General features: G+C 56.7%; 16 protein-coding genes, 2 tRNA genes and 1 rRNA gene. 7 read left to right on the forward strand and 12 right to left on the reverse strand.

Going from position 1 to position 18,742, the window contains the following annotated elements; translation table 11 throughout:
- Nucleotides 1-9 precede the first annotated feature (9 nt).
- Nucleotides 10-858 carry a PhzF family phenazine biosynthesis protein gene (locus AC1V0D_RS18595; protein WP_482907867.1) on the forward strand — a complete coding sequence of 283 codons (849 nt, stop codon included), beginning with the start codon at nt 10-12 and terminating at the stop codon, nt 856-858.
- A gap of 46 nt (nt 859-904) precedes the next feature.
- Here AC1V0D_RS18595 and AC1V0D_RS18600 read toward each other — a convergent pair whose 3' ends face one another.
- Complete coding sequence (locus tag AC1V0D_RS18600; protein ID WP_111207823.1) at nt 905-1,663, reverse strand: SDR family NAD(P)-dependent oxidoreductase; 759 nt, start codon at nt 1,661-1,663, stop codon at nt 905-907.
- A gap of 115 nt (nt 1,664-1,778) precedes the next feature.
- Here AC1V0D_RS18600 and AC1V0D_RS18605 point away from each other — a divergent pair, with 115 nt between their 5' ends.
- The 3 genes from AC1V0D_RS18605 (at nt 1,779) to AC1V0D_RS18615 (ending at nt 5,347) form a co-directional block, all read left to right on the forward strand.
- The gene (locus AC1V0D_RS18605; RefSeq protein WP_009087975.1) at nt 1,779-2,678 is read left to right on the forward strand and encodes a LysR family transcriptional regulator; all 900 of its coding nucleotides are present in this window, start codon (nt 1,779-1,781) and stop codon (nt 2,676-2,678) included.
- Between the two features lie 45 nt (nt 2,679-2,723).
- A complete protein-coding gene (yhjD, locus tag AC1V0D_RS18610; protein WP_009087977.1) occupies nt 2,724-3,743 on the forward strand; it encodes an inner membrane protein YhjD in 1,020 nt (339 codons plus the stop codon).
- Between the two features lie 272 nt (nt 3,744-4,015).
- A complete protein-coding gene (locus tag AC1V0D_RS18615) occupies nt 4,016-5,347 on the forward strand; it encodes an MFS transporter (protein WP_009087978.1) in 1,332 nt (443 codons plus the stop codon).
- 650 nt (nt 5,348-5,997) lie between these two features.
- Here the strand turns inward: AC1V0D_RS18615 and ilvC are convergent.
- Nucleotides 5,998-7,473 carry a ketol-acid reductoisomerase gene (gene ilvC, locus AC1V0D_RS18620; RefSeq protein ID WP_140029755.1) on the reverse strand — a complete coding sequence of 492 codons (1,476 nt, stop codon included), beginning with the start codon at nt 7,471-7,473 and terminating at the stop codon, nt 5,998-6,000.
- Between the two features lie 161 nt (nt 7,474-7,634).
- Between ilvC and ilvY the strand changes: the two genes are divergently transcribed.
- Entirely contained in the window at nt 7,635-8,516 is an 882-nt protein-coding gene (ilvY, locus tag AC1V0D_RS18625; protein WP_009087982.1) for an HTH-type transcriptional activator IlvY, read from the forward strand.
- Here the strand turns inward: ilvY and ilvA are convergent, their stop codons facing one another.
- The 6 genes from ilvA to ilvL form a co-directional block, all read right to left on the reverse strand.
- Complete coding sequence (ilvA, locus tag AC1V0D_RS18630) at nt 8,517-10,064, reverse strand: threonine ammonia-lyase, biosynthetic (RefSeq protein WP_111207821.1); 1,548 nt, start codon at nt 10,062-10,064, stop codon at nt 8,517-8,519.
- 2 nt (nt 10,065-10,066) lie between these two features.
- Nucleotides 10,067-11,917, reverse strand: a complete 1,851-nt coding sequence (gene ilvD, locus AC1V0D_RS18635; protein WP_009087985.1) for a dihydroxy-acid dehydratase — start codon at nt 11,915-11,917, stop codon at nt 10,067-10,069.
- Between the two features lie 62 nt (nt 11,918-11,979).
- Nucleotides 11,980-12,909, reverse strand: coding sequence for a branched-chain amino acid transaminase (locus tag AC1V0D_RS18640; RefSeq protein ID WP_009087986.1), 930 nt, complete (start codon nt 12,907-12,909; stop codon nt 11,980-11,982).
- A gap of 18 nt (nt 12,910-12,927) precedes the next feature.
- On the reverse strand, nt 12,928-13,185 hold the full coding sequence (gene ilvM / locus AC1V0D_RS18645; RefSeq protein WP_008926359.1) for an acetolactate synthase 2 small subunit: 258 nt from the start codon (nt 13,183-13,185) through the stop codon (nt 12,928-12,930).
- A complete protein-coding gene (gene ilvG / locus AC1V0D_RS18650) occupies nt 13,182-14,828 on the reverse strand; it encodes an acetolactate synthase 2 catalytic subunit (RefSeq protein WP_482907868.1) in 1,647 nt (548 codons plus the stop codon). Before ilvG ends, ilvM begins: the two co-directional genes overlap by 4 nt.
- Nucleotides 14,829-14,978: 150 nt before the next feature.
- A complete protein-coding gene (gene ilvL, locus AC1V0D_RS18655; protein ID WP_072101316.1) occupies nt 14,979-15,077 on the reverse strand; it encodes an ilv operon leader peptide in 99 nt (32 codons plus the stop codon).
- 330 nt (nt 15,078-15,407) lie between these two features.
- Between ilvL and AC1V0D_RS18660 the strand changes: the two genes are divergently transcribed.
- Entirely contained in the window at nt 15,408-16,928 is a 1,521-nt protein-coding gene (locus tag AC1V0D_RS18660; RefSeq protein WP_482907869.1) for a YifB family Mg chelatase-like AAA ATPase, read from the forward strand.
- 24 nt (nt 16,929-16,952) lie between these two features.
- Here the strand turns inward: AC1V0D_RS18660 and AC1V0D_RS18665 are convergent, their stop codons facing one another.
- Nucleotides 16,953-17,291 carry a MaoP family protein gene (locus AC1V0D_RS18665; RefSeq protein WP_009087989.1) on the reverse strand — a complete coding sequence of 113 codons (339 nt, stop codon included), beginning with the start codon at nt 17,289-17,291 and terminating at the stop codon, nt 16,953-16,955.
- 120 nt (nt 17,292-17,411) lie between these two features.
- Here AC1V0D_RS18665 and hdfR point away from each other — a divergent pair, with 120 nt between their 5' ends.
- On the forward strand, nt 17,412-18,245 hold the full coding sequence (gene hdfR / locus AC1V0D_RS18670; RefSeq protein WP_140925589.1) for an HTH-type transcriptional regulator HdfR: 834 nt from the start codon (nt 17,412-17,414) through the stop codon (nt 18,243-18,245).
- A gap of 117 nt (nt 18,246-18,362) precedes the next feature.
- Here hdfR and AC1V0D_RS18675 read toward each other — a convergent pair.
- The 3 genes from AC1V0D_RS18675 to rrf all read right to left on the reverse strand — a co-directional run bounded on the left by AC1V0D_RS18675 (nt 18,363) and on the right by rrf (nt 18,738).
- A tRNA-Trp gene (locus tag AC1V0D_RS18675) sits at nt 18,363-18,438 on the reverse strand.
- Between the two features lie 8 nt (nt 18,439-18,446).
- Nucleotides 18,447-18,523, reverse strand: a tRNA-Asp gene (locus AC1V0D_RS18680).
- Nucleotides 18,524-18,622: 99 nt separating this feature from the next.
- Nucleotides 18,623-18,738 (reverse strand): 5S ribosomal RNA (gene rrf / locus AC1V0D_RS18685).
- Nucleotides 18,739-18,742 lie beyond the last annotated feature (4 nt).

Raw genomic sequence — 18,742 nt, forward strand, 5'->3', positions numbered from 1 at the left:
GGAGTCACCATGCAGGTCGCGTTTAAGCAAGTCGATGTGTTTACCTCATCAGCCTTTAACGGCAATCCGCTGGCGGTCATTATGGATGCGCAGGGGTTAAGCGACAGCCAGCTGGCCGCCATTGCCCGCTGGACTAACCTGTCGGAGACCACCTTTGTGCTGCCGCCTGAGCATGCGGAAGCCGACTATCGGGTGCGCATTTTCACCGTTGAAGGCGAGCTGCCGTTTGCCGGTCATCCCACGCTGGGTACGGCGTACGCCCTGCTGGAGGCCGGCTGGCCAACCCGCACACCCGGTGAGATTGTGCAGGAGTGCGGCGTCGGTAACGTCACGGTGAAGATTAATGAGACGGGTGAACTGGCGTTTGCCGCCCCGGCTGCCACGCTGACACCCTGGCAGGATGCGCTGATGGCGAAAGCGTTAAACAGCGAGGCTTTCGATCTGACGCAAAGCCCGACGGTGGTTGATATGGGTATCCGCTGGCTGCTGGTGCCGATGACCAGCGGCGACGCGGTGCTGGCGCTGCAGCCCAGCGTCAGCGAACTCGAGCGTCTGCTTAAACAGGCGGACGTATCGGGGATAATGGTATTTGGTCGCCTGCCGCAGGGAGAAGAGGAGCAGTATGAAGTACGCGCCCTGCTGGTCGAGAATGGCAGCCTGACCGAAGATCCGGTGACGGGCAGTGCCAACGCCTGTCTGGCACGTTATTTTGCCATGGCGGGACAGACCACGGGCTATCGTGTGCGTCAGGGCACGGCGCTGCAGCGTGCCGGTCGGGTAAACGTGACCTTCGATAGTGGCACGATCTGGATTGGCGGCCATACCGTCACCGTCATCGACGGCACGATCGCGCTGTAAGGCTGGCGGCATCGGCGGGCCGGTCTGCCGCGATGCCACCGGGGGGTTAAATGCCCTGCCCGCCTGAGGCTTCGATGCGCTGCGCGGTGATCCAGCCGGTTTCATCACTGAGAATCGCGCTGATGGCATCGCCGATGTCGTCCGGTAATCCCACCCGGCCCAGCGCCGTCAGTGCAGCAATCTGATCGTTAATCTCCCGGGTGTCACGCACCCGGCCTCCGCCGAAGTCCGTTTCTATCGCCCCGGGTGCCAGAATATTGACCCGAATCCGTCTCGCCCCCAGCTCCTTCGCCTGATAGCGGGTCAGCACCTCCATCGCCCCTTTCATCGATGCATAGGTCGCAGAGCCCGGATAGACCAGCCGGGTCAGACCGCTGGAGATGTTCAGGATGCGGCCTCCGTCGTTGATCAGCGGCAGCAGCTTCTGGGTCAGAAAGTAGGGCCCCTTGAAATGGACATTCACCAGGGCGTCAAATTCCGCCTCCGTGGTATCGGTAAACGGCTTATAGTGACCGTGCCCGGCGTTGTTCACTAAATAGTCAAAGCGATCCCGCTGCCACTGCTGCTGCAGGGCCTCTTTCACCTGCCCGACAAAGCGATCGAACTGACCGGTTTCGCCGACATCCAGCGCCAGCGCCACTGCACGCCGTCCCATCGCCTCAATCTCTTTGACAACCGCCTGCGCCTCATCGGCATGAGTGCGGTAGGTCAGGATGATATCGGTGCCTCTGGCAGCCAGTTTTAACGCGCCGTTACGGCCTAAACCGCGATTTGCACCGGTAATTAACGCAACTTTCTGATTCATCTCTCACACCTGTTGAAAAGTTGAACACGTGTTAAGGATATTCGCGAATTATTGATCTATAAACAGTGTAAAAAGCGCATCACTGTTTCAATAAAAACAACAATCGGTGAACAACATGGACAAAATTCACGCAATGCAGGTTTTTGTGCGGGTGGCCGAAATGGGCAGTTTTACCCGCGCGGCAGAGAGTTTAGGCGTGCCTAAAGGCAGCGTATCGCGGCAGATACAGGCGCTGGAGAATCAAATGGCAACCCGTTTGCTGCATCGCACCACGCGCCGGGTGCAACTGACTCAGGATGGACTGGTCTATTACGATCGCTGTCTGGACCTGCTGTCGATGATTGACGATATGGACAGTCTGTTCCAGCACGATCCCGCCACGCTCAGCGGCAAGCTGCGGGTCGATATGTCCGTCGCAATGGCGACCGGTTTTATCCTTCCCCGCCTGCCGGAATTTTTGCAGCACTACCCTGGCGTAGAGATTGAACTGAGCAGCAGTGACCGTCAGGTGGATGTGATCCGGGAAGGCTTTGACTGTGTTATCCGGGTCGGCGAGCTGAAGGATTCGGGACTGATCGCGCGAAAAATTGGCACCCACACCTTGATCAACTGCGCCAGCCCTGGCTACCTTTCGCGTTTCGGGATGCCGGTCCGGCTGGAGGAGCTGTCGCAGCATGCGATGGTCCACTACAGCCAGCAGCTGGGCCAGGCCGCACCGGGTTTTGAATATTTTGATGGCAGGCAGTGCCACTATGTTCACACCGGCGGCGCGGTAACCGTGAACAGCACCGAAACCTACCGCGCCGCCTGTCTGGCAGGATTAGGCATTATTCAGGTGCCGGCGGCCGGCATTCAGCCCCTGCTGGAAAACGGCGAGCTGGTCGAGGTGCTGCATCGCTTCCCCGCCAGGCCCATGCCGATCCACCTGCTCTATCCGCACCGGCGCAATGTGGCGCGTCGCGTGCGGGTTTTTATGGAGTGGCTGAGTCAGGTGCTGCAGGAGTACGTCACCTGAGCGACTATACTCTGATTTTAATGACAAACAGGACAGTGAAGGTCTATGACAGACAAGCAGGAACATTCGCAGGATACACAGCCAGAGAAACCGCTTATCGACATTAAAACCGGCAATCAGACCGTGGACCAGTCGATTGTCCGCGTGTCGCGTTTTGCCGCCTGGTTTCAGGCCATTCCGGCGGTGGCGCATTTTATCCGTGCCCTTGAGCGCTTTAACGACCGGCTCGGCAGCCAGTTTGGTGCGGCCATTACCTATTTCTCATTTTTATCGCTGATCCCGATTCTGATGGTGTCGTTTGCCGCCGTGGGTTTTGTACTCGCCTCCAATCCGGATCTGCTGACCGATATCATCAATAAAATCGTCAGCAGCATCAGCGACCCGACGCTGGCGACCACGCTGAAGAATACGGTGAATACCGCCATTCAGCAGCGCGCCACGGTGGGGATCTCCGGTTTACTGCTGGCGCTCTATTCCGGTCTGAACTGGATGGGGAATCTGCGGGAAGCCATTCGCGCCCAGTCGCGCGACGTCTGGGAACGCAATCCTGATGACCAGGAGAAGATCTGGAAACGCTACATCCGCGATTTCCTGTCGCTGACCGGCCTGATGCTGGCCCTGATCATTACGCTTTCGCTGACCTCAGTGGCGGGGTCTGCCCAGGCGACCATCGTGAGCGCCCTGGGGCTGGATGGCATCGACTGGCTGCGGCCTGCGATGACCATTATCGCCACCTCGATTTCTGTGCTGGCTAACTACCTGCTGTTTCTCTGGATTTTCTGGATCCTGCCACGACATAAGCCACGCAAGAAGGCGCTGTTCCGCGGGACGCTGCTGGCGGCCATCGGTTTTGAGGTGATCAAGTTTGTCATGACGCTGACCCTGCCAAAGCTGGCAACCTCCCCTTCAGGAGCGGCCTTTGGTTCCGTGCTCGGCCTGATGGCGTTCTTCTACTTCTTCGCCCGTCTGACGCTGTTCTGTGCGGCATGGATCGCCACAGCTAAATATAAAGACGATCCGCAGATGCCTGAAGCGGGCAGCGCAGCACGACGCAAAACCTCCTGATCTGTTAACAACAGCGGAAAACACCTCCCCTCGGCTATTTTTTATTCAGATAACAGGATGAATAGCTGAGGGGTCACTTTTATTTAGCCCTTTCACAGAGTATCCCGCCAGATATCGTCCGGTTTACCCCGGTATCACCCGGCATTCGCCGCACCACAGAAATTATCCTCTTTTTGCCCGCTGAAGCCAGGCGCGGCGCGGGTTTTCGCCATTGAATGCGGTCAGTCAGGTGCGTAAGATTCTTTGTCTGTATTTACAAATAAGAAACAGTTATGCAAGCCTCCCTCTCAGACACACTCGACAAACAGCAGGACCCCGCACCGGTTAACTCACGCAGTAAAGTGGTGATAGCCTCACTGGTCGGCACGGCCATCGAATTCTTCGACTTTTATATTTATGCCACGGCTGCGGTGATTGTTTTTCCCCATATTTTCTTCCCGCAGGGTGATGCCACCGTCGCCACGCTACAGTCGCTCGCCACCTTCGCTATCGCCTTTATTGCGCGTCCGATTGGCTCTGCCCTGTTTGGTCACTTTGGCGACCGCGTAGGACGTAAGGCTACCCTGGTTGCCTCGCTGCTGACCATGGGGATCTCCACCGTGGTGATTGGCCTGCTGCCGGGCTATGAAACCATTGGTGTGATGGCGCCGCTGCTGCTGGCGCTGGCGCGTTTTGGTCAGGGGCTGGGCCTGGGCGGCGAATGGGGTGGCGCAGCGCTGCTGGCAACGGAAAATGCTCCGGCGAAGAAGCGTGCGCTCTATGGCTCCTTCCCGCAGCTGGGCGCGCCGATCGGCTTTTTCTTTGCTAACGGCACCTTTCTGCTGCTCTCATGGCTGCTGACTGACGAGCAGTTTATGCAGTGGGGCTGGCGCGTTCCCTTCATTCTCTCTGCCGTACTGGTGCTGATTGGCCTCTATGTGCGCGTTTCGCTGCATGAAAGTCCGGTGTTTGCCAAAGTGCAGAAAGAGCAGAAGCAGGTTCGGGTACCGATTGCGGCGCTGCTGAGCAGGCACCTGACTGCCACCATTCTCGGCACCTTTATCATGCTGGCGACCTATACGCTGTTCTATATCATGACGGTCTATTCAATGAGTTACGGCACCACGCCAGCGCCAGCGGGTCTGGGCATTCCGCGTAACAGTATGCTGTGGATGCTGATGCTGGCGGTCATTGGCTTTGGCGTGATGGTGCCGATTGCGGGCGTGCTGGCGGATCGCTTTGGTCGTCGCAAGACCATGATTACCATCACGCTGATGATTATCGCGTTTTCGTTCCTGTTCCCGGCGATGCTCGGTTCGGGTTCACAGGCGCTGGTGATGGCGTTCCTGCTGCTGGGTCTGAGCATTATGGGGCTGACGTTTGGCCCGATGGGCGCACTGCTGCCGGAGCTGTTTCCGACCGAAGTGCGTTATACCGGTGCCTCGTTCTCCTACAATCTCTCCTCAATTCTGGGTGCCTCGGTTGCGCCTTACATCGCGACCTGGCTGAATGCCAGTTATGGCCTACAGGCGGTAGGGTTCTATCTGGCGTCGATGGCGGTGCTGACACTGATTGCGTTGCTCGCCTGTAAAGAGACGCGTCACCAGACGCTGTATGACGTGTAGTCCGGTGGGATGAAGGTCAGTAAAACCCGGCAGATGCCGGGTTTTTTTATGGGCTGGGTTTAGTCAATCTAAGCCAGCTTAGGGAACATACTTTGACCCTGGGGAGTTTAAAAACATCGCCTTATGGTCAGGCTACCGGCTCAGGGAGCATACGCCTTTCGCAAAGACGCAAAAGACGCCATCCCTGGCGGGCTCAGCGCGGGCCATCCCTGGCCCGCTATGCTTTGCTACAGGCGTATGCTCCCATCGCTTTAAGTTGATTGGCTGTCTGTTTGAAGATCCTGCATCGTGCTAATGGGCAGGGTTATTCTGGCAGCAATGCAGAAGCTTAAGGGCACAGGGAACACGGTCAGAAGAGGAAAGCGTCCCGCCGCCCGGATAAAAACGCCGGGAGCGTTTTTGAACAACGCAACGCGTTGGCCCGTTTACGGGCGCACCTCAGGGATGAGGTGCGTAATGGCGCGGGCCGAGCGGCCAGGGATTGGCTTAAGCGCCTTTCCGCTCTGACCGTATTGCCTGTGCAGGCTCGGTCTCATAGCGAAGCAGGCAGTGCAGGCACCGTTCCACCAGCGAACTTCTCAGGCAGTGTTCACAAACAAAAAACCCCGGCAAGCCGGGGTTTGTTTTGCTGAAAACGGGGGTGCCGCTTATCAGCCTGCGACAGCGATACGCTTCATGTCGGTCATGTAGCCACGCAGTTTGCGGCCCACGATTTCAATCGGATGCTGGCGAACCGCTTCGTTGACGTCACGCAGCTGCGCGTTGTCTACCTGCGTTCCCTCAGTGGCTTTACCCAGGTCGCCTGGCTGCAGCGTGGTCATGAACTCTTTCAGCAGCGGTACAGCGGCGAAGGAGAACAGGTAGTTACCATATTCGGCGGTATCCGAGATAACCACGTTCATTTCGTACAGACGCTTACGGGCAATGGTGTTAGCAATCAGCGGCAGCTCGTGCAGGGATTCATAATAAGCAGACTCTTCGATGATGCCCGCATCAACCATGGTTTCAAACGCCAGCTCCACGCCCGCTTTGACCATGGCGACCATAACGACACCTTTGTCGTAGTACTCCTGCTCGTCGATCTTACCTTCAAACTGCGGCGCATTTTCGAACGCAGTTTTACCGGTCTCTTCACGCCAGGTGAGCAGGTTTTTGTCGTCGTTCGCCCAGTCGGCCATCATACCGGAAGAGAATTCACCTGAGATGATGTCATCCATGTGCTTCTGGAACAGCGGAGCCATGATGGTTTTCAGCTGCTCAGACAGCGCGTATGCACGGATTTTTGCCGGATTTGAGAGGCGATCCATCATCAGGGTGATGCCGCCGAACTTCAGCGATTCGGTGATGGTTTCCCAGCCGAACTGAATCAGTTTTTCGGTGTACGCCGCGTCATGACCTTCCGCCACCAGCTTGTCGAAGCAGAGCAGTGAACCAGCCTGCAGCATGCCACACAGAATGGTCTGCTCACCCATCAGGTCAGATTTGACTTCTGCCACGAAAGAGGATTCCAGCACGCCAGCACGATCGCCACCGGTTGCGGCTGCCCAGGCTTTAGCAATCGCCATGCCTTCGCCTTTTGGATCATTTTCCGGGTGAACAGCGATCAGGGTCGGAACACCGAAGCCACGCTTATACTCTTCACGCACTTCTGTACCCGGACACTTCGGTGCCACCATGACGACGGTGATATCTTTACGAATGCTCTCGCCCACTTCAACGATGTTGAAGCCGTGTGAGTAGCCCAGCGCAGCGCCATCTTTCATCAGCGGCTGAACAGCCTGAACCACCGCGGAGTGCTGTTTGTCTGGCGTCAGGTTCACCACCAGGTCCGCCTGCGGGATCAGCTCTTCGTAGGTACCCACTTTGAAACCGTTATCGGTCGCTTTGCGCCATGAAGGGCGTTTCTCAGCAATCGCTTCAGCACGCAGTGCATAGGCGACATCCAGACCGGAATCACGCATGTTCAGACCCTGGTTCAGGCCCTGTGCGCCACAGCCAACGATAACGACTTTTTTGCCCTTCAGGAAACTCGCACCATCTGCGAACTCATCGCGCGCCATGAAACGACATTTGCCTAATTGCGCCAGCTGATTGCGCAGATTCAGTGTGTTGAAATAGTTAGCCATGGGTACTCCGGTAAGTTGTGTTTGCTTTTTTTGTTCAGGAACGGCGTGTCATGCAGCGCCGCGAATGACCCCATCATATGACAGGAATTCTGTTGCTTAAATTGATATATTAACAACGTCACATTGCAATAAATGCAACACCACCCAGAGGCGACGCGCACATGGATTTACGGGATCTGAAACTGTTTCTTCATCTGGCAGAAAGCTGCCACTTCGGGCGCAGCGCGCGTGCTATGCACGTCAGCCCTTCCACGCTGTCACGCCAGATCCAGCGGCTTGAAGAGGATGTCGGCCATGCGCTGTTTCTGCGTGATAACCGTACCGTCACGCTGACGGAGGCGGGCGAACGCCTGCGTCAGTTTGCCCAGCAGACGCTGCTGCAGTATCAGCAACTGCGTCATGTCATGGATCTTAATGGTCCGTCACTCAGCGGCGAGCTGCGGCTGTTCTGCTCGGTAACGGCGGCCTACAGCCATCTGCCGCCTATCCTCGACCGCTTTCGCGCCGAACATCCGCAGGTGGAAATTAAACTGAATACCGGCGATGCCGCCGATGCGCTGGAAAAAGTTCACTCCGGTGATGCCGATCTGGCGATTGCCGGACGCCCTGAAACGCTGCCAGCCAGCATTGATTTTATGCCACTGGGGCTGATCCCGCTGGTCCTGATTGCGCCCGCCTTACCCTGTGCCGTTCGCACGCAGGCTACACAGCCACAGCCAGACTGGGCACAGATTCCGTTTATTCTGCCGGACCAGGGCCCGGCACGGCGGCGTATCGATCTCTGGTTCCGCCGCCATCGCATTCCTAACCCGCTGATTTACGCCACGGTGTCGGGGCATGAAGCGATTGTCTCAATGGTGGCGCTGGGATGCGGCATCGCGTTGCTGCCGCATGTGGTGCTGGAAAACAGCCCGGAACCGGTGCGTAACCGCGTGATGATGCTGGAAAATGTTGAATCGGTCGCGCCGTTTGAACTCGGCATCTGCGTACAAAAAAAGCGGCTCGGTGAGCCGCTGATCAGTGCCTTCTGGAGCCAGTTGTAATCAGCTGCCTGACAGGAAGAAGCGGAACGCCGGGTTCTGGCTTTCATCATGAAAGTCATAGCCCAGATCGGTGAGATGCTCTTCGAAACGCGGCTCATCGCTGCCCAGTTCAAAGGCCGCCAGCACGCGGCCATAATCAGTGCCGTGGCTGCGGTAGTGAAACAGCGAGATATTCCAGTGCGTGCCAAGCGTCTGCAGAAACTTCAGCAACGCGCCGGGTGCCTCCGGAAATTCAAAGCTGAAAAGCCGTTCACGCAGCGGTTTGGAAGGTCGTCCGCCCACCATGTAACGCACGTGCAGCTTTGCCATCTCATCATCAGAGAGATCGACCACCTGATAGCCGCCGTGGGTCAGTTCGCTGATAATCTCGCTGCGCTCCTCGACGCCACGGGTCAGCCTGACACCAACAAAGATGCAGGCTTTATCCGCGTCAGCGTAGCGGTAATTGAACTCCGTGATGGCACGCCCGCCCAGCGTCTGGCAGAAGCGTAAAAAGCTCCCCTGCTGTTCCGGGATGGTCACAGCCAGCAGCGCCTCTCGCTGTTCGCCCAGCTCGCAGCGCTCAGAGACATATCGCAGGCCGTGAAAATTGACGTTGGCCCCGGATAAGACATGCGCCAGCCGTTCGCCTTTGATCTCATGCTGCTGGATATACTTCTTCATGCCCGCCAGCGCCAGCGCCCCGGAAGGCTCCGCCACGGCACGGACATCTTCGAACAGATCCTTCATTGCTGCGCAGATGGCATCGCTGTCGACGGTGATGATGTCGTCAAGATACGCTTTGCAGAGGCGGAAGGTCTCGCTGCCGATACGCTTCACCGCCACGCCTTCGGCAAACAGCCCGACGCGGGGCAGATCGACGGGATGACCTGCCTCAAGCGCCGCCTTCAGACAGGCTGAATCTTCTGACTCCACCGCAATCACTTTGATTTGCGGCATCAGCTGTTTAATCAGCACCGCCACACCGGCTGCCAGACCGCCCCCGCCAACCGGAACAAAGACCCGATCCAGATGCGCATCCTGCTGCAGCAGCTCCATCGCCAGCGTGCCCTGTCCGGCAATCACTGCCGGATGGTCAAACGGTGGCACGAAGGTGTAGCCGCGCTGTTCCGACAGTTCGATCGCTTTGGCTTTCGCCTCATCAAAGTTGGCACCAAACAGGTAAGCCTCACCGCCAAACGCGCGCACCGCATCTACCTTGATATCGGCTGTCGCCAGCGGCATCACGATCAGTGACTTAATGCCCAGCTTGCTGGCGGAGAGCGCCACGCCCTGTGCATGGTTACCGGCGGAGGCCGTTACCACGCCGCGCGCTTTCTGCTCTTCGTTCAGGCCGGCAATCATCGCGTAAGCACCGCGCAGCTTGAAGCTGTGCACCGGCTGGCGATCTTCCCGCTTCACCAGAATGGTGTTGCCAAGACGCGATGAGATTTTTTCCATCTTCTGCAGCGGCGTTACCTGTGCGACTTCGTACACCGGTGAACGCAACACCGCGCGCAAATACTCGGCGCCGCAGGGTGCGTCGGGTAGCGGTTGAGACTCGGCCATGGTCAGCCTCCCAGCTTGCTCTTATCGCGGACAGCGCCTTTATCAGCACTGGTCGCAAGTGAGGCGTAAGCACGCAGCGCGAACGAGACTTCACGCTGACGATTGATCGGCGTATAGGCCGCATCGCCACGTGCCTGCTGCTCTTCACGGCGGGCGTGCAGTTCGTTATCCGGCACGGCAAGTCTGATGCCGCGGTTCGGGATGTCGATCTCAATGGTGTCGCCATCTTTCACCAGCGCAATGGTGCCGCCGTTTGCCGCTTCAGGTGAGGCGTGACCGATAGAGAGACCGGAGGTGCCGCCAGAGAAACGACCGTCGGTGATCAGGGCGCAGCTTTTGCCCAGTCCCATCGATTTCAGATAGGTGGTCGGATAGAGCATCTCCTGCATGCCCGGTCCGCCTTTTGGCCCTTCGTAGCGGATCACGACCACGTCGCCCGCCACCACTTTGCCGCCCAGGATCGCTTCAACAGCATCATCCTGACTTTCGTAGACTTTAGCCGGGCCGGTGAAGGTCAGGATCTCTTTGTCTACGCCTGCGGTTTTAACGATACAGCCATCTTCTGCGATGTTGCCGTAGAGTACGGCCAGACCACCATCCTGCGAATAGGCGTTTTCGCGGGTACGGATACAGCCTTCAGCACGGTCATCATCCAGCGTGTCCCAGCGGCAGCTCTGCGAGAATGCCTGGGTGGTACGGATGCCCGCCGGACCGGCACGGAACATCTCTTTTACCGCCTGATCGCTGGTCAGCATGATGTCGTACTGATCCAGCGTTTCACGCATCGTCTGCTGCAGGATATTTCGGGCGCTGCTGTCGAACAGACCTGCGCGATCCAGCTCGCCGAGAATCGCGTAAACACCACCCGCGCGATGCACATCTTCCATGTGGTATTTCGGGGTACTTGGCGCCACTTTACAGAGCTGAGGGACTTTGCGTGACAGGCGATCGATGTCAGAGATATTGAAGTCGATATCGCCTTCCTGCGCGGCTGCCAGCAGGTGCAGTACGGTGTTAGTGGAACCGCCCATGGCGATATCCAGCGTCATGGCGTTTTCGAAAGCGGCCTTGTTGGCGATGCTCCGCGGCAGCACGTTGACGTCATCCTGTTCATAGTAACGTTTGGTCAGGCTGACAATGCGCTTACCGGCGTTGATGAACAGCTCTTTACGATCGGCATGGGTGGCCAGCAGGGAGCCGTTGCCTGGCTGCGACAGGCCGAGTGCTTCGGTCAGGCAGTTCATTGAGTTCGCGGTAAACATGCCGGAGCAGGAGCCGCAGGTCGGACAGGCAGAGCGTTCGATCTGCTCACTGTCGGCGTCGCTAACGTTCGGGTTGGCACCCTGAATCATCGCATCCACCAGATCCAGTTTGATGATCTGGTCAGAAAGCTTGGTTTTACCGGCTTCCATCGGTCCGCCTGAAACGAAGATCACCGGGATATTGAGGCGCAGTGACGCCATCAGCATCCCCGGCGTGATTTTGTCGCAGTTGGAGATACAGACCATGGCGTCGGCGCAGTGTGCGTTCACCATGTACTCGACCGAGTCAGCAATCAGTTCACGCGAAGGCAGTGAATACAGCATGCCGCCATGACCCATGGCAATACCGTCATCCACCGCGATCGTGTTGAACTCTTTAGCCACACCGCCTGATGCTTCGATCTGTTCGGCGACCAGTTTACCAAGGTCACGCAGGTGAACGTGGCCCGGGACAAATTGGGTGAATGAGTTAACCACAGCGATAATCGGCTTACCGAAATCGTCATCGGTCATTCCTGTCGCGCGCCATAAGGCACGGGCACCCGCCATATTACGGCCGTGGGTGGTGGTGGCGGAACGGTACTTAGGCATGCTCTATTTACTCCAGTAAGAAAAAGCTCGCGGACGTCAGATGACGTCCGCGCTGTATCTGATTATGGATTAACCGGATCTAACCAGCCCCATTTGTCTTCGGTTTCGCCGGTGAACAGACCAAAGAAGGCCTGCTGGATGCGTTTGGTCACCGGGCCACATTTGCCTTCGCCCACCTGAATACGGTCAACGCTGCGCACCGGGGTAATTTCTGCAGCGGTACCAGACATAAACACTTCATCAGCCAGATAGAGGGATTCACGCGACAGGGTCTGCTCGCGCACTTCAATGCCCATATCACGCGCCAGGGTGATGATGGCATCGCGGGTGATGCCCGGCAGAGCTGAAGAGGTGAATGGCGGGGTAAAGAGCACGCCATCTTTAACTTCAAACAGGTTTTCGCCCGCACCTTCTGAGATCAGGCCATTGGTATCCAGCGCGATACCTTCCTGATAGCCGTGACGACGGGCTTCGCTGCCCACCAGCAGTGAGGAGAGGTAGTTACCGCCCGCTTTTGCGGCAGTTGGCAGGGTATTCGGTGCCACACGGCTCCAGGAGGAGACCATCGCATCAATGCCGTTTTCCAGAGCTTCCGCACCCAGGTACGCGCCCCATGGGAAGGCTGCAATGATCACGTCGGTGGTAAAGCCATCTGGCGGGTTCACGCCCAGGCCCACATCGCCCACGAAGGCCAGCGGACGGATATAAGCACTTTTCAGTTTGTTCACGCGGATGACTTCGCGGCACGCTTCCATCAGCTCATCAACGCTGCTTTTAATCGGGAAACGGTAGATTTTGGCGGAGTCGTGCAGACGTTGCATGTGTTCACGGTGGCGGAACACAACCGGTCCTTTGTGAGAGTCGTAGCAGCGGACGCCTTCAAACACCGACGTGCCATAGTGCAACGCGTGGGACATGACGCTGACCTTCGCCTCTTCCCACTTAACCATCTCGCCATTGAACCAAATAAAGTCTGCTTTCTTCGTGCTCATTGTTATTCCCTCTCGCGGCTAGGCGCGGATTTGTTGTGTTGTCTGTTGTTGAATCTGAACGCATGCAACGTCAATCAATTTACTTAACTGCGAAGACAGTAAATCGACGGAGCGCTGGCTGGCAACGGTCATTTCAATATTAATGTTTTCCGCGTTGGCGACTGAGGCCATGTTCATAGAACAGACCTGAAAACCGCGGTGGCGCACGACGCGTAAAATGCGCTCCAATATTTCAGGGCGGAAGCGGGCTTCGATAGACAATTGATGCTGGTTCATACGGTTTTCTCCATCATGTTTGCATTGCTGGCACCCGGCGGTACCAGTGGCCAGACGTTTTCATGCTCATCAATTGCAACATGCAGGAAGTAAGGACCTTCGCTGTTCAGCAGAGCATCAAGTGCGGCGTCGACCTGATCTTTACGGGTAATGCGCTGGCCGGGAATATTGAAAGCGCTGGCCAGCGTGAGGAAGTCGGGATTGTCAGAGAGATTGGTTTCGCTGTAGCGACCGTCGAAAAAGAGCTGCTGCCACTGACGCACCATGCCCAGACGCTGGTTATCCAGCAGCACGATTTTGACCGGCAGCTTTCCGCGCTTAATGGTGCCCAGCTCCTGAATATTCATCATGATTGAGCCGTCGCCCGAGACGCAGATCACCGTATCTTCCGGACGGGCGACCTGTGCACCGATGGCGGCAGGCAAACCAAAGCCCATCGTGCCTAAGCCGCTGGAGGTGATGAAGTTCTCCGGCGCGCTGAAGGCCATATGCTGGGCCGTCCACATCTGGTGCTGTCCGACATCGGTGGTGACCACCGCGCTGTCCGGTTTGCGCTCGGAGAGCTGCTTCAGCAGCAGCGGTGCATAGATTGCCTCGCCTGGATGATCGTAGCGCCAGGCGTGACTGGCCTTGAGTGCCCTCACCTCGTCGCGCCAGGCGTCGATGTGCAAAGGCTGACTCAGCGCGGGCAGCAGCGCGTTGAGATCGCCCTGCAGTGAGACGTGCGCGCGACGTAACTTATTTAACTCTGCGGGGTCGATGTCGAGATGAATCACGCTGGCGTGCGGCGCAAAGGTATCCAGCTTGCCGGTCACCCGATCGTCAAAACGGGCACCGACCGCAATCAGCAGGTCACACGCCTGAACAGCATAGTTAGCGGCTTTGGTGCCGTGCATCCCCAGCATGCCCAGATAAACCTCGCTCTGCGCATCGACGCTGCCCAGACCTTTCAGGGTCGCAACGGCAGGGATGCCGGTTTCTTCTGCGAATGCACGCAGTGCCGGAACCGCCTGCGCCATGCCCACGCCTCCGCCAACATAGAGCATCGGTTTTCTGGCCTGGGTCATTATTGCCCGCGCCTCGCGGATAGCATGATGCGGCAGTGAGTCATCCTCCTCTACCGAAACCAGATGCGGCGCGGGTTCACCCTGCGCAATCTGAATATCTTTGGGAATATCAACCAGTACCGGACCCGGACGCCCTGACTGCGCCATGGCAAAAGCCTCAGCCATGATAGCGGGCAGCTCATCCAGCGACTCAACCAGGAAGCTATGTTTGGTGCAGGCCAGGGACAGCCCCAGCACGTCGATCTCCTGGAAAGCGTCAGTACCGATAAACGCAGACGAGACCTGACCGGTTACCGCAACGATCGGCACGGAGTCCATCATGGCATCAGCCAGACCGGTGATCAGGTTGGTAGCGCCAGGGCCGGAGGTGGCAATACAGACACCGGTTTTGCCGGTGGAGCGCGCATAGCCAATCGCGGCCATAACCGCACCCTGCTCATGACGGCACAGTAGGTGTTCCACGCCGCCATCGTATAGCGCGTCGTAAACCGGCATGATGGCGCCGCCAGGGTAACCAAATACGGTATCAACACCCTGCGCGCGTAAAGCCTGAACTACCCACTGAGCACCTGTCATCGCTATTCTCCTGTGTCCTGACGGGAACAACAGAATTTTATGCTACTGTTCATTGTTTGTTCCTTGCAGATTTACTGATATTTCCCCGGGTCGAAAAAAAACCCCCGGACCTTTCGGTGCGGGGGTTTTTTCGGATTCGAGGCTTGATTTTTAAGCCTTTCTTTCTCCAAGCGTTGCCCCGCACGGTAGGTTAATAACCACCACCACGCTAATCACGACCAGGCTAATCACTTGTAGAAGGGCTTTCATGTGTTGTTCAATTCTTTTACGTGTTCGAAGTAATGCCTACAGAGTTATCATAGTCAGGGGCCATAACACAACTTTTTTTGCAGGTTTTTTTTAGCGCGGGAGATTAAATCCCGTCCTATCAATTTGTAATACAAGTAATAATTACAAGATGATAAATATTCATCACTTTACTGACGTAATGATGTTCTGCTGAATTTACGTGCAGTTTCGCAGCACGATGAGAGCCAGTGAAAGTGACCTCAATTTCTTGTGCAGTGCGTCGGAATCGTCAGAAGGCGTACTCGCTTTCCTTTTGGGTGCTGATCAGACTGATGGCAACAAGGAGTGAGTATGTCATTGTCTAAAGTTCTGACCCGCGCAGCATTAGGCGTGGAAGCGCCGCTGGTGACCATTGAGGCTCACATCAGTAATGGCCTGCCTGCACTGACGCTGGTGGGTCTGCCTGAAACCACGGTCAAAGAGGCGCGTGAACGGGTTCGCAGCGCCATTATCAACAGCGGTTTTACCTTCCCGGCCAGACGGGTCACCATCAATCTGGCACCAGCGGATTTACCCAAAGAGGGCGGGCGCTATGACCTGCCCATGGCAATTGCCATTCTGGTCGCCTCAGAGCAGCTTCCTGCGGATAAGCTGATGCACTTTGAGTTTCTGGGTGAACTGGCGCTGGATGGCGCGCTATGTGCCGTTCAGGGGGCAATTCCTGCGGCCATGATGGCCCTTCAGGCTGGACGACAGCTGGTTCTCTCCGCGGAAAATCAGCGTGACGCCGGGCTGATTCGTGAGGGAGCGTCACTGGTCGCCGCTCACCTCAGTGAGGTCTGCGCTTTTCTCCGTAATGCGCTGACATTATCACCGGCTCCCTACCCTGAGCATCAGCATGCCACGCCTGGTGACGATCTCGCGGATATCATCGGTCAGCAGCAGGGGCGCAGAGCACTGGAGATCACCGCGGCGGGCGGGCATAACCTGTTGCTGATTGGGCCGCCTGGTACCGGCAAAACGATGCTCGCAACCCGTCTGCCTGGCATCATGCCCGCCTTAAGCGACCAGGAAGCACTGGAGTGTGCGGCGATAGCCAGCCTGATAAACAGCACTGCCCTGCACCGACAGTGGCGCAGCCGGCCTTTCAGGTCGCCTCATCACAGCGCGTCTCTCTATGCTCTGGTTGGCGGAGGGTCACTGCCGCGGCCCGGAGAGATCTCCCTGGCGCATAATGGCGTGCTGTTTCTGGATGAATTACCGGAATTTGATCGCAGAGTGCTGGATTCACTGCGTGAGCCACTGGAGTCAGGCATCATCGCCATTTCGCGAGCCCGGGCAAAGGTCACGTTCCCGGCACGGTTTCAGCTGATTGCTGCCATGAATCCCGGGCCAACCGGGCATTATCAGGGACAGCATAATCGCTGCTCGCCTCAGCAGATCCTGCGTTATCTCAGTAAGTTATCAGGGCCGTTTCTGGATCGCTTTGATCTTTCACTGGAGGTGCCGCTGTTGCCCGGTGGCATGCTCAGTGGCCAGCGACCGGCCGCAGAAAGCTCTGAGCAGGTTCGTCAGCGGGTCGTTGCGGCGCGAGCGATCCAGCTCGCCCGCGCAGGTAAAATTAACGCGCATCTGAATAATGCGGAAATCCTGCGCTGGTGCCAGCCTGAAAAAGAGGATGCCGAATGGCTGGAGTCTGTGCTGGAGAAACTGGGGTTATCTGTGCGAGCCTGGCAGCGAATTTTAAAGGTGGCGCGCACCGTGGCCGATCTGGCCGGAGAGAAAGAGATTACCCGCCTCCATCTGCAGGAGGCGGTCAGCTATCGCGCGATTGATCGATTAATGATCCATCTGCATAACAGCCTGCAATAAAAAAGGGGCTCTCGCCCCTTTCTGTTAATCGTCGCTGTCGCTGTAATCTTCAACGGTGTCCATCTGTGGCTTACCGCCAGACAGCGTGTGAAAACGCTTAGGACGCTTGATGCGGGTCATATACTTTGACCATACACGCTCAGCTTCCGTCTGCGGCTCACGCACGCCACGACACACTTCGATAAACAAACGTTCTTCTTCTGTTGCAGGCTCACGCTTCGATAAATCCAGCTCATTAAAGGCGAAACCGTGGCGTTCCAGAAGCTGGGCTTCTTTAATAGTAAAGTCACCGTGGCGTGAGAAACCACGCGGGTAATGTTTGTTATCAAAGAAACGATTCTCTGTTAAGAAGCTTTCCGCCATGTTACACGCTCCTGATTCTCTAATGCCGTGCTGTTAATGGCGCGGAGTATTAGATAGGCTTGACAGAGTGTAAAACAAAACATTTAAATCTATACGACAAACGATTTTTGGGAGCGCGTTGTGGATACGGAATTACTGAAAACTTTCCTTGAAGTGAGCAGAACACGTCATTTCGGGCGTGCTGCTGAAGCCCTTTACCTTACGCAATCTGCTGTCAGTTTTCGCATCCGTCAGCTGGAGAATCAGCTCGGCGTTAACCTTTTTACCCGGCATCGCAACAACATACGTCTGACTGCCGCCGGGGAGCGACTGCTTCCTTATGCGGAAAGCCTGATGAGCACCTGGATAATGGCGAAGAAGGAGGTTTCTCATACTGAGCAGCACCATGAGCTCTCAATAGGTGCCAGCGCATCGCTCTGGGAGGCCTATCTGACGCCCTGGCTTCAGACGCTGTATGAGAATCGTGAGAGCCTGCATTTAGAAGCACGCGTGGCGCAGCGGCATCTGCTGGTTAAGCAGCTTCATGAGCGTCAGCTGGATCTGTTGATTACCACTGAAGCGCCTAAGATGGATGAATTAACCAGCCAGCAGATTGGCCATATTTCGCTGGCACTGTTCTGTGCCCGCCAGAGCGAAAAGCGCGAAAAGTATGACTACATCAAGCTGGAGTGGGGAGCCGATTTCCATCAGCATCAGAGCTACCTCTCTGGCGCTGATGATGTGCCGGTGCTGACCACAACATCGGCACATGTCACCCGTGAACTGCTCTACACTACGGGTGCATGCGCGTTTCTGCCAGACTTCTGGCAAAGCGTATACAGTGAACTGATGGTAATGCCGGACGCACCGGTCGCCGTTCGTCCGCTTTATGCGGTCTGGTTGCAGAACAGCGATCAGCAGGCGCATATCCGTCAGCTGCTTAAATTCCCGATTCTGGTCAGGCAAAACAGCTGAATTAGCAGGCAGGCGTGCAGAAAGAAGAGATCAGAGACCAGTTAGATTTAGCTGGTTTTTCTTTTTTGTTTTTTATAAGCAAAAAAAAATCCTTTGCCGAAGCAAAGGATCGTTTTCTGGCAGGGGCGGAGGGACTCGAACCCCCAACACCCGGTTTTGGAGACCGGTGCTCTACCAATTGAACTACGCCCCTAAATAGGGTGGCGGAACGGACGGGGCTCGAACCCGCGACCCCCTGCGTGACAGGCAGGTATTCTAACCAACTGAACTACCGCTCCACCGATTCTGTACTGAGGTCCGCTTGCGCTGACTTCAGGTATTTCGCCCGCTCCGCGTCACCGGAGTGGTCACGACCAGCGTACTGGTCTTAAATTGATGCCTGGCAGTTCCCTACTCTCGCATGGGGAGGCCCCACACTACCATCGGCGCTACGGCGTTTCACTTCTGAGTTCGGCATGGGGTCAGGTGGGACCACCGCGCTAAAGCCGCCAGGCAAA

This window comes from Pantoea sp. PA1, assembly GCF_056856975.1.